This window comes from Wolbachia endosymbiont (group B) of Apotomis betuletana (genome assembly GCF_947250475.1).
In the GTDB taxonomy this organism is placed as follows: Bacteria; Pseudomonadota; Alphaproteobacteria; order Rickettsiales; family Anaplasmataceae; genus Wolbachia.
Genome location: NZ_OX366320.1, coordinates 1,625,243 through 1,635,810 on the forward strand (window position 1 = coordinate 1,625,243; position 10,568 = coordinate 1,635,810).

Annotated in this window: 14 protein-coding genes; 12 read left to right on the top strand and 2 right to left on the bottom strand. The window is 34.1% G+C overall.

Annotation, left to right across the window (positions count from 1 at the left end; all coding sequences use genetic code 11):
- Positions 1 to 73: 73 nt before the first annotated feature.
- The 7 genes from OOK82_RS07560 (at position 74) to OOK82_RS07590 (ending at position 4,201) form a co-directional block, all read left to right on the top strand.
- Positions 74 to 325, top strand: a complete 252-nt coding sequence (locus tag OOK82_RS07560) for a phage tail assembly protein (protein WP_262986631.1) — start codon at positions 74 to 76, stop codon at positions 323 to 325.
- A gap of 112 nt (positions 326 to 437) precedes the next feature.
- Positions 438 to 587, top strand: a complete 150-nt coding sequence (locus tag OOK82_RS07565) for a hypothetical protein (protein WP_264686608.1) — start codon at positions 438 to 440, stop codon at positions 585 to 587.
- A 302-nt stretch (positions 588 to 889) separates the two neighbouring features.
- Entirely contained in the window at positions 890 to 2,599 is a 1,710-nt protein-coding gene (locus OOK82_RS07570) for a phage tail tape measure protein (RefSeq protein ID WP_264704389.1), read from the top strand.
- 3 nt (positions 2,600 to 2,602) lie between these two features.
- Positions 2,603 to 3,019, top strand: a complete 417-nt coding sequence (locus tag OOK82_RS07575; protein ID WP_264377161.1) for a phage tail protein — start codon at positions 2,603 to 2,605, stop codon at positions 3,017 to 3,019.
- Positions 2,997 to 3,203 (top strand): tail protein X, encoded by a 207-nt coding sequence (locus OOK82_RS07580; RefSeq protein ID WP_406718390.1) that lies wholly within the window; start codon positions 2,997 to 2,999, stop codon positions 3,201 to 3,203. Before OOK82_RS07575 ends, OOK82_RS07580 begins: the two co-directional genes overlap by 23 nt.
- A gap of 1 nt (position 3,204) precedes the next feature.
- Positions 3,205 to 3,480, top strand: coding sequence for a hypothetical protein (locus OOK82_RS07585; RefSeq protein WP_264704390.1), 276 nt, complete (start codon positions 3,205 to 3,207; stop codon positions 3,478 to 3,480).
- Positions 3,437 to 4,201 carry a phage late control D family protein gene (locus OOK82_RS07590; protein WP_264704391.1) on the top strand — a complete coding sequence of 255 codons (765 nt, stop codon included), beginning with the start codon at positions 3,437 to 3,439 and terminating at the stop codon, positions 4,199 to 4,201. The genes OOK82_RS07585 and OOK82_RS07590 overlap by 44 nt, the downstream gene beginning before the upstream one ends.
- Here the strand turns inward: OOK82_RS07590 and OOK82_RS07595 are convergent.
- Entirely contained in the window at positions 4,138 to 4,686 is a 549-nt protein-coding gene (locus OOK82_RS07595; RefSeq protein WP_264377158.1) for an ankyrin repeat domain-containing protein, read from the bottom strand. The genes OOK82_RS07590 and OOK82_RS07595 overlap by 64 nt on opposite strands.
- A 128-nt stretch (positions 4,687 to 4,814) precedes the next feature.
- Between OOK82_RS07595 and OOK82_RS07600 the strand changes: the two genes are divergently transcribed.
- Entirely contained in the window at positions 4,815 to 5,039 is a 225-nt protein-coding gene (locus OOK82_RS07600; RefSeq protein ID WP_264377157.1) for a hypothetical protein, read from the top strand.
- Positions 5,036 to 5,956 carry a patatin-like phospholipase family protein gene (locus OOK82_RS07605; RefSeq protein ID WP_264704392.1) on the top strand — a complete coding sequence of 307 codons (921 nt, stop codon included), beginning with the start codon at positions 5,036 to 5,038 and terminating at the stop codon, positions 5,954 to 5,956. Before OOK82_RS07600 ends, OOK82_RS07605 begins: the two co-directional genes overlap by 4 nt.
- Positions 5,957 to 6,157: 201 nt before the next feature.
- On the opposite strand, the gene OOK82_RS07610 is transcribed toward OOK82_RS07605, so the two are convergent.
- On the bottom strand, positions 6,158 to 6,310 hold the full coding sequence (locus OOK82_RS07610; RefSeq protein ID WP_174516912.1) for a hypothetical protein: 153 nt from the start codon (positions 6,308 to 6,310) through the stop codon (positions 6,158 to 6,160).
- Between the two features lie 517 nt (positions 6,311 to 6,827).
- On the opposite strand from OOK82_RS07610, the gene OOK82_RS07615 reads away from it, so the two are divergent.
- From OOK82_RS07615 to OOK82_RS07625, 3 genes are all read left to right on the top strand, one after another.
- Positions 6,828 to 6,992, top strand: coding sequence for an ankyrin repeat domain-containing protein (locus tag OOK82_RS07615; protein ID WP_264704393.1), 165 nt, complete (start codon positions 6,828 to 6,830; stop codon positions 6,990 to 6,992).
- A 38-nt stretch (positions 6,993 to 7,030) separates the two neighbouring features.
- On the top strand, positions 7,031 to 9,427 hold the full coding sequence (locus OOK82_RS07620; RefSeq protein ID WP_406721600.1) for an ankyrin repeat domain-containing protein: 2,397 nt from the start codon (positions 7,031 to 7,033) through the stop codon (positions 9,425 to 9,427).
- A gap of 95 nt (positions 9,428 to 9,522) precedes the next feature.
- The coding region (locus tag OOK82_RS07625) for an ankyrin repeat domain-containing protein (RefSeq protein ID WP_264704649.1) at positions 9,523 to 10,568 on the top strand (1,046 nt) is incomplete at its 3' end.

Below are 10,568 nucleotides of genomic sequence, written 5' to 3' on the forward strand. Positions count from 1 at the left end.
AAAAACTGTAATAAAAAAAATTAGTTATGTAAAAGCTATGAAGTTTTTATTTAATTAACTTTTAGGGGAAAACATGACAACAGTAGAACTTAATAACCCAATAACAGTAGAAGGAATTTTACTCTCAGAGCTAACTCTGCGCCGTCCAAAAGTGCGAGATCGTTTAGCTGTTGAACGTATGAGTAATAACGATGCAGAGAAAGAAGTAGCACTAATTGCAAATCTTGCAAGTATTTCAAGAGAAGCAGTAGAAGAACTTGATCTTGCAGACTACAGTAAGATTCAAGAAGCGTTACAAGGTTTTTTGTCTCAGCAGAAGACTTGAGGCTGAGCATATTGTCGCTTAGCTCAATGGTTGGTGGTGGAATCAATCAGTGGCTTGATATGGATATTAAAGAATTTATTACGTGGTTTGAAAGTAGCAAAAAGTTATACAAATGAAAGCAATTTCTATAGTAATTGGAGCAACACTGCAAAGCAGTTTTAATAGTACGATAGCAGGTAGCACGAAGCAACTTTCTCGTATTGGTAGTACGATAAAACAACTTGAATCATCAAGTAAATCAGTATCCAAGTTAAACAATTAAGCCACGATGCTCTGCTTGCTCGGCGTTCTTGGAATGAACTGGAAATAAAAACAAAATCTCTTGCTCAGCAGATAAAAAACGCAGAAGAACCAAGTAAGAATCTGCAAAATGAATTTACAAGATCTAAAGCTGCAGCACTGAAAGCTAAAACGGCTTATTTACAAAAAAGAAGTGCTCTTCACCATTTACGCACGGAGTTCAGTAAAAGTGGTAGAGACATAAAATCTCTTATTGGAGATCAAGCTAAACTTGGCTCTTCTATTGAAAAGCTTAAAAATAACTATACGGCTTTAAATTCCGTAATGCAAAAACGTAAAGGAGTTCTAGCGCAAAGAGTAAATTTCAAAGCTCAAATGATAGATGCTGTAACACTTGGACTCACCCTTGCAGCACCACTTAAAGCTGCAATTAGTTTTGAGAGTGCTATGGCTGATGTAAAAAAAGTTGTAAAATTTGAAGATAAAGATGTAAATGGGTTAACAAAGCTTGGGGAAACATTAAAGGCAATGTCACGAACAATTCCGCTATCTGCAGCAGAACTTGCGCAAATTACTGCAAGTGGTGGTCAACTTGGTATTGCAGCTAAAGATCTTGCAATTTTTACAGATACTGTGGCCAAAATGGCAACCGCATTTGATATGTCAGCAGAAGAAGCAGGAGAAGCTATTGCTAAGCTTTCTAATATTTACCAAATTGAAATTGGTGAAATGAAAAGCGTTGGTGATGCGATAAACCATATCTCTGATAACACTGCAGCAAAGGCCAAGGAAATTGTTCCGACGCTAAACAGAATTGGTGGTACAGCAAGGCAATTTGGCTTAACTGCAGTGGAGGCAGGAGCTTTAGCAAGCAGCTTTATTAGTCTTGGTAAAGCTCCTGAAAAGGCAGGAACAGCAATCAATGCCATGCTTAGCAAACTACAAACAGCAAGTAAACAAGGTGGCAATTTTCAAAAAGCGTTTCAAGTGCTAAAAATAAACGCTCAGGAGTTTGAGAAAGCAATCGGTAAGAATGCACAAGGTACATTAGTTAAATTTTTAGAAACAGTTGCAAAATTAGATAAGCAAGAACGTTCTAGCGTTCTCTTTGATCTCTTTGGTCTTGAATATCAAGATGATATAGCGCTACTTACTGGTAGTCTTGATGAGTATAGAAAATCTTTGCGACTAATAAACGAAGAATATCATGGCTCAATGCAAAGAGAGTTTGAAAATAGAGCAAATACTACAGCAAATAATCTTCAGTTACTTAAAAACTCAATAGCAGAAGTGGGAATGAATCTTGGCTTTGTATTATTACCATCTTTAAATTTTACTGTTAATCTTCTCAGGTCAGCAACTACACAAGTAGCGCTGTATGCAAAAGAATATCCAATACTGACTACAGTAATCATGAGCACAATTACTGCTTTGATTAGCATTAAAATAGCAGCCATATCTCTTGGATATGCTTGGACTTTTGTAAAAGGTTCCTTATTCGCTCTTTTGTTTACTTGGAAAGTGTTTGGATCTGTTATTACTTTGGTAAAAATAGGTCTTTCTGCAGTTTTTCCAGCAATAATTGCTGGATTTAAAGCATTGACAATTGCCTTAATGAGCAACCCTATGGGACTGGTTATTGGTGGTTTTGCTGTTGCTGCAACTTTGATAATTACCAAATGGCAAGCAGTAAAGAACTTTTTTGTTACTATCTGGGAATCAGTGAAAATTGTATGGAAGTCTTTTTCTGATTGGGTAGGAAAATTTTGGAATAATATTACTCAGCCTTTTAAAACAATCAATAATCTGTGGAGCAAAAAAAATGAGGCCAGATTAGAAGTTAGCTCTGTAAATAACGTTGTCAGCGATTCTCTTAAGCACCCCATTACAGCACAAAATAAGACTATAGAGAACAAAATGCAATTTAGTATTAATATTCATTCAAGACCTGAGCAGAATGCACGCAGCATTGCTGATGAAGTAATGGAGAGAATTAGAGAACAATTTAGTGGCGCACTTTACGATATAAATTAAATTATGTTATCTCTTGGTCCATATAGATTTGCATTAACTGAGCAAGGTTTTACACGTAGAAGTGAATATCGCTGGCCTGCACTTGAGCGTATTGGGGAAAAGCCATTGCTTCAAAGTATTGGTCCTGGAGAGGACATTGTTGAGCTTGCAGGAGTAATCTATTCAGGAGGGATGAAGCAAATAAATAATATGCGAAATTCATCGAAACCTCTTTTACTTATTGATGGCCAGGGTAACATTTTAGGCCATTTTGTTATCGTAAAAATAGAAGAAACACAGAAATATTTTTTTCCAAATGGAGAACCAAGGAAGATTGAGTTTCATTTAAGCCTGAAACACTACGATAACGTGTTGTTAGATGGATCACTAAATAATCCCGTTGACGATATACAATTTGATGATGATGTACTACAAAACTAAAGAAAATGACATGTTAGATTTTATTTGCTGGAGACACTATGGATTCAGCTCTGGCACAGTTGAGGTTGTATTGAAAGCTAATCCTGGGCTTGCAGAGTACGAGCTTCTTCCTGCAGGGTTAACCGTTAAACTGCCTGTAATTCAAAAAGCAATACAAAAGCAAGTAGTAAAACTATGGGATTGAAGTGACACCAGATTTTAGTATTTCAGTAGAAGGAATTTCCATCACTGAGTTGATAAAGAGTCGGTTAGTATCAATTCATATTACTGATGAAGCTGGAGTAATAAGCGATACTGCTATAATTCACCTTGATGACCGTGATTCGTTATTTGAGATTCCTAGAACTGGAGCAAAGCTGAATATTTTACTTGGATATAAAGAAACTGGTATTGTGCCAATGGGAGATTACATAGTGAATGAAATTACGCTACAAGGTCCACCACAAGGCGTTAAAAATTAAGAGTCATGCAGCAGACTTAAAACAGTCTTTAAAGGAACAAGTATTTAATGAGTGGCATCAAATTACTTTAAATGATTTGGTGGAAAAAATTGCAAATAAACATAGCTATAAAGCTAAAGTTGCTGCAGAGTTTGCAAATATCATGATATCACATATTGATCAAACTGCAGAGAGCGACATGCATTTTTTGACCAGGCTTGCTCAAATTTATGGAGCAATAGCAAAACCTGCAGGAGGATATTTACTTTTTGTTTCAAAAGGAAAAGCAAAATCAGTTACCGGAAAAACTTTAAGCACTATTACTTTAACACCTGGAAATATTACAAGTTGGCAAGTAAGATTTAATGAGCGTAATCAATATGGCTCGGTTCTTTCCTATTGGTATGATTATGAAAAAGCAGAGACTATAACAGAAAAAATAGGTGATCAAGAACCAAGCTATATTCTGCGAGATGTTTATGCAAGCAGTGATTTGGCGCAAAGTGCAGCATCTGCAAAATTAAATCAGCTGATGAGCAGTACAGCAACACTCAACATTACAATGGCAGGAAATCCTGAATTATTTACCGAAGCAAAGATCAACCTTTTGGGATTTCGCAAAGGAGTTTATGGTGGTTGGATAATAAATAAAGCTGAGCATGTAATTGATAACCTGGGCTATCGTAGTATGATAACAGCTGTTACGGAGGCACGGGAAAGTAAATTGATAATTTCCTCATAGATATCTTTTTTTTCTTTATTATTATTTAATTCCTCTACAGCAAGATCTAAAGGAGTTTTTTTATCTTTGTTTTTAGCAAGAGGATTTGCTCCGTTTTCCAGTAGAAATTTAGTGATTTCTAGATGTCCTTTTCGTGCAGCATAATGCAAAGCTGTCCAGCCAAAAGCATCAGTAGTATTTATATCAATGCCTTCTTCAACCAGAAATTTTATAACTTCTAAACAGCCTCCACTTGTAGCATAGTGTAATGATGTTGCACCAAAATGATGAGTAGCATTGATATCTATTGTATTTTTTATTAAGGATCTTACAGCATCGAAGTTACACTTTTGAGCTGCAGTAGACAATGTTTCAAGATCATTGCCATTTACCTTACTTTTTATTGGTATAATTTTTGATGGTTTACAATGCTGAAACAAAAAGATAACACATATTATTGGTATTATCGAATTTACTAACAGTTTTCGAAAAAGGCTGAATTTCATATCTATGATATTATTTACATTACTTGCTTAATGCAATGAGTTAGCTTTAAGAAAAATTCTTAAGATTTTTTTGGACGTATTTTTGACAAATCTTGTATATATTAGTATACAGCTTTTTGTACAAAAACATGAAAAACCAAAGTACAGGAAAGATCCCTGTAGCAGTAATTGCTACTATGGTAATACAAACAATAGCATTTATCTGGTGGCTGGCCAAACTTGACTTAAGAGTGCAGATACATGACAGGTTTATAGAGCAAAATCAAAGGACTACAGAAATCATCTATCGTCTTGAAGAAAGAGTCAAAAACCTTGCTGAAGAAGTTAACGAGCTTGAGCAGAGACAAAAATGACAAAGTACATTTTATCGGTTGATGGAGGAGGAATTAGAGGAATAATTCCTGCAATTATTCTAGCAGAAATTGAATCTAGGATAAAAAAGCCAATTTCTCAGATCTTTGATTTAATGGCAGGTACCTCAACCGGTGGAATTATTGTTGCTGGACTTTGTAAAAGCAATAAACTTCAATACTCTGCCAATGATTTGGTTGAACTTTACCAAGAGTATGGAGCATATATCTTTCAAGCATCACTTTGGAGAAAATCAATCGCTTCTTGGCTGAGTGGTTCTCAGTACTCATATAAAAATATGGAATTTATTCTCAACAAATACTTCGGCGAAAGCACTATGGCCGATGTTGCGAGTAATCTACTGCTCACTAGTTATGACATTCACAACAATTGTGAATTTTTCTTCAAAAGTTGGAAAGAAGAAAACATTAAGTTGAAAGATGCACTCAGAGCTACAACAGCTGCCCCAACGTACTTCACACCAAAACGTCTGAAAATTAGCCAAACAGAGAGAGTATTGATAGATGGCGGAGTGTTTGCCAATAATCCAGCGGCTTGTGCATATGCAAGTGCTAAGAAGTTATTTCGAGATGATGAGATTATACTGCTATCAATAGGCACTGGTGGAACAGATAGAAGTATAAAGTATGCTAACTCAAGGAAATTTGGCAAAATAGGGTGGATCAAGCCACTACTGAATGTGATGTTCGCTTCTGGATTGGATTGCGTTGATTATCAACTAGAACAAGTAATAGATGATAAATACATAAGAATACAATCGCAATTGAAAGTAGCATCGACTGAGATGGAAAATATTACACTCAGAAATATCAAATTTCTTCAGCAAGAGGCAAGTAAAATGATAGAGGATAACCAGAAAGTGATAGACAAATTCTGCAAGCAAAATCGAAAACTATAACTGAGCTAGAAAAACAAAATAAGCGAGTTTCTAGTATCTACTTTAATAAATTTACTAAAATATTTTTTTAATATTATATATTGAATACAGAAGCACAAGAATTTCATCCAGTAATGCAGATAATTAATTATGTAATCACCTTTGTTGGTATTTTAATATATTGTGTAGAAATCAGTAAACTAATGTTGCTTTTAATTCAGGTTAAGTTTTGGAAGCATGATTTTCAAGTTCCTCAATAGATAAATCTGTTATTTTAGAAATAGCATTAACAGAAACGTCCAACATAAGTAGATTATTTGCAACCTTTATTGACTCTGCTTTGTAAATCAGGAATGTTGCACCAAATGTTGACATTAAACTTTATGATATGAGGTATCTTTGATGTTTTTACGCTACTAAATTCATGATATCCATCTCTTGGCGATTTAAGCCTATTTTTAGAGTATTTATAAAAAGACGATAAGACCCCTTCTACATCTAAAGCCTAAAATGCAATTCTCAGATGATCTCTGACAGACGTTTTTTTCATCAACACATTCAAAACAATAAAAAGATTGAATATTTCTTCACAATTGTGTATAATTATTAATGCTTTGGTGCACGTAACGATTATACTTTAAAAAGAATGTTGGCTACTGAGAAGAATGAAGACATCTTCATCAGAAAAAAAAGGGGCAAAAACAGAGAAAATTGATGTAACTACTTAAGGCAGGTGTCTCTATTGCAGCTGAGACAGCTGATCACTCATGATCAAATAAAAAAGTTATAAGCACACAGATTGGATCACAGTATCTTTTTTAAGAAGAAGATTTATCTTGCTTAAAAACTTGTAGATACTATATTTTACATAAATTCTTCATGCGAGGCCTTTATGTTTACTAATAGAATATCTAATAATCTGGATCAGCTGCAATTTTTTGTAGAGTTTTTAAATGAAAACTATGAAACTCAGAAACATCTTAGTCTTACGCCGCTACATTTAGCAGCAGGAAATGGTCAGTTGGATTTAGTCAACACTTTATTGGAGAGGGTTTAGATATTAACTCAGAGATTAAGTACGATGCCTTTACGCCACTGTATTTTTCAATTGCAAAAAATCGCTTAGAGATGGTTAACTTTCTTATTGCTCATGGAGCAGATGTAAACCATAAGACCATTCTAGGCTTTACACCTTTAAGTTTTGCATCCCAGCAAGGATATTTAGATATAGTCAACACCTTGATTGCAAATGGAGCAGATCTTAGTACTAAAACAGATAAACTTAATACACCTTTACACCTAGCAGCAGAAAATGGTCATCTAGATATAGTAAATGTTTTTATTGAAAAGGGATTAGATGTTAATGCTGTAAATAATGATCGAGCAAGACCTTTGCATTCTGCAGTACAAAATGGTAACCTCGAAGTAGTTAAAGCTCTTATTTCACAAGGGTCTAATATTAACGCTGGATCTTCAGGCATAGGTAATCATAAAGTTGATGCAAACATTACACCCTTACATCTGGGAACACAAACTGGTAGGTTAGATATAGTTAAAGTTCTGCTTGAAGCGGGAGCAAACGTTAATGCAAAAACAGATGATAAGATTACACCTCTACATTTAGCGTCTCAAAATGGCTTTTTAGAGTTAGTAGACATTTTACTAAAAGCAAAATCTAATGTTAATGCTAAGGATTATGAGAATCTTACACCTCTACATTTAGCAGCAGAACGTAATCACTTTGGAGTAGTTAAGTCTCTTCTTCTCGTAAGGGGAATTGATGTTAATGCTAAGGACCACGATAATTCCACAGCTTTACATATAGGATCTCAGAATGGTCACTTAGAAGTAGTGAAGCTACTAATAGAGAAAAAAGCCAATGTTAATGCTAAAAAAAACGAAGGTTTTACACCTTTGCATCTAGCAATTCAGCAAAGTCATTTCGAGGTGAGTGATTTTTTAATTAAAAATGGAGCAAACATTAACACCGTGGATGATCAGAATTGGACTCCTTTACATAATGCAGCATATAATGGTTTTTCTTTAAAAATAGTAGAGAGCTTAATTGCAAAAGGAGCAAATATAAATGCAAAGATGGATGATGGTAGAAGAGCTCTACATTTGGCAGCAGAACATAATCACTTGGAAATAATGAATTTCTTGATTGAAAATGGAGCAGATATTAATGCTCTAGATAACAGAAGTTGGACTCCTCTACATTGTGCAGCATATGATGGTAATTTAGAAGTTGCTAAATCTTTGCTTGATAAAGGAGTAGACATTAATGCTAAAACAGTTAAAAGTACTACACCTCTACACTTTGCAGTAGACCATGATCATTTAGAGGTGGTTGAATTGCTCTTAGAAAAGGAAGCAGATATTAATGCTTTAGATCACACAAATTGGACTCCTTTACATTTTGCAGCAGAAAAAGGTTATGATCAGATAGCAACCGTTCTATTGAAACATGGCGCTGATGTAAGTGTAAAAGAAAGTCAAAATAAAGGCACAGCCCTACATCTTGCAGCTCAATATGGTCATCCTAAGGTAGTCAAAACCCTTATTATAAGTGGAGCAAATGTTAATGCAAAAATGGATAAAAATGCTACACCTTTACACTTAGGGGCACAAATTGGTAATTTAGATATAGTTAGGTCTCTGCTTATGAGCGGAGCATACTTTAATGCTAGAGCTGAAGGAGGTAGATATGTTTTACCATTACACTTTGCAGAAAGAAGAGGAAACCCAGAAGTCATAAAATTACTAAAATTGGTTGAGAAGTTATTTAAGGCTATAGAAGATAATAATTATTTAGGAATTGAGAGTTCCATTAGAGATGGAGCAATCATTGATTCGAAAAACGTGGATGGAAGAACGCCATTACATTATGCTGTTAATAATGGGCACATAAAAGTTGTAAATATCTTGCTAGCAAATGGAGCTGATGCTACTAAAGTTACTAACAAAGGTAATACACCATTACACACTGCTGCTTCCAAAGGTCATAAAGAAATTATTGAAGCTTTGTTACAACGTGTAAGCCACAATAAATTGAGTGATTTTATTAATGCTAAAACAATAGTTAAAGGCACTGCATCGTTGCATGTTGCTACTGAAAATAGCTTTTTTGAAGCTGTAAAGTCTTTGTTGAAACATGGTGCAATTTATAACATCAAGAATAAGGAAGGTAAAATACCACTTGATCTTTCTCGAGACCAAAATATTACTAACCTATTGAAATTAGTAGAAGAGCTGTTTGAGAATGCAAAAAATGGTAATATTGAAATTATCAGTAAGCTGAGAGCAATAAAACCCGATGAGCGCGTAGCTGTAACAAATGCTCGTGATGATCAAGGCAAGTCATTAGTCCAGGTTGCAGTAATCAATAAACACTCAAACCTTGCAAGTAGATTATTAGAAATATTAAAAAGTCCAGATCAGAGTTTACAAGATGTCAGCGTAGAAAATCGAGTAAAGAGTTTAAAGTTATAGCTCTCTTAAATGAAACTCTAATGAGGGTGCCAAGATCTAGAAAATATACAAAAATTTTGTTACAAAATAGTGAAATTTAGGAGGATTTTAAAAATATGCTAAATAATAATATTAACAAAGAATTAGAAAAAGCAGTCTATGAACGAAACTTAGAAAAAGTTAAAGCTCTTTTGTCTGCAGGTGCTAATGCTAACCTTAGAGTAGAAAGGAATAGAGATACGTTACTTCATACTACTAGTAGTGTAGAAATTACTAAAGAGCTTTTGTTAGGTGGTGCCGAAGTCAATTCAAGAAACATGTATAGTGAAACTCCACTACATTCTGCTATAACACTGGGGAAGGAATTAGAATTAGTTAGAGAACTTCTGAAACATGGTGCTGATGTAAATGCAACAAACCGTAAAGGCAATACTGCACTGAACCATGCTGTAAAAAAAAGTGGTAAAAATCTGGAAGTAGTTAAAGAACTATTAGAATATGGAGCTGATATTAATATAAGAAATCGTGAACGACGGCTTTATGATAATTGTTCCACATCTTTAGATAACGCTGTAAGTGATCTAGCATGCGCTAAATTGTTGATTAAATTTACTTTAGTAAGGAACTTCAATAAGGATTACGGAAAAATTATTGACTTATCTCCTTATAAAGGATGCAGTAATTACAGTAAATTATCAAGTTATCTAGATGACTGTGTTTGTGAAATTCTTCAAATGAAAACAGATGAAATAAAAGATAGCCTTCCACTATATGAATTTGTTACAAATAATTTCAACATACATGTACTATATAATAATCAATTATCTGTAAGACTAGCAAAAATTGATTATTCCATACGCTATCCTATATATAATGATATCATATTAGATAAGGTAAAACCTTTTTTAGAAAGAGCAGATTTGTTAAATAAGTTAAGTAAGATACAATTTTATACTAAATTAGATGTGGCAGATCAAGATGCCAAAGAAAAGAAAATTATTCTGGATCATGATTCTACATATAATATAACTGAATATCTATCTAATGATAACTTGTTAAACTTTATAGTAGCGTTTGATGATTCCAATAAACGTACTTTTCAATCTTTAAGTTCCTTAAATAATCTCGTAGAGCCTGGTACAAGACTTTATGAAACTTCTAT

Excerpts from the sequence above, each read along its gene's own strand:
- OOK82_RS07615 (WP_264704393.1), top strand. The coding sequence starts at position 6,828 with ATGTTTACTAATAGAATATCTAATAATCTGGATCAGCTGCAATTTTTT.
- OOK82_RS07600 (WP_264377157.1), top strand. The coding sequence starts at position 4,815 with ATGAAAAACCAAAGTACAGGAAAGATCCCTGTAGCAGTAATTGCTACT.
- OOK82_RS07605 (WP_264704392.1), top strand. The coding sequence starts at position 5,036 with ATGACAAAGTACATTTTATCGGTTGATGGAGGAGGAATTAGAGGAATA.
- OOK82_RS07560 (WP_262986631.1), top strand. The coding sequence starts at position 74 with ATGACAACAGTAGAACTTAATAACCCAATAACAGTAGAAGGAATTTTA.
- OOK82_RS07595 (WP_264377158.1), bottom strand. The coding sequence starts at position 4,686 with ATGAAATTCAGCCTTTTTCGAAAACTGTTAGTAAATTCGATAATACCA.
- OOK82_RS07580 (WP_406718390.1), top strand. The coding sequence starts at position 2,997 with ATGATGATGTACTACAAAACTAAAGAAAATGACATGTTAGATTTTATT.
- OOK82_RS07575 (WP_264377161.1), top strand. The coding sequence starts at position 2,603 with ATGTTATCTCTTGGTCCATATAGATTTGCATTAACTGAGCAAGGTTTT.
- OOK82_RS07570 (WP_264704389.1), top strand. The coding sequence starts at position 890 with ATGCAAAAACGTAAAGGAGTTCTAGCGCAAAGAGTAAATTTCAAAGCT.
- OOK82_RS07610 (WP_174516912.1), bottom strand. The coding sequence starts at position 6,310 with ATGTCAACATTTGGTGCAACATTCCTGATTTACAAAGCAGAGTCAATA.
- OOK82_RS07565 (WP_264686608.1), top strand. The coding sequence starts at position 438 with ATGAAAGCAATTTCTATAGTAATTGGAGCAACACTGCAAAGCAGTTTT.
- OOK82_RS07590 (WP_264704391.1), top strand. The coding sequence starts at position 3,437 with ATGAAATTACGCTACAAGGTCCACCACAAGGCGTTAAAAATTAAGAGT.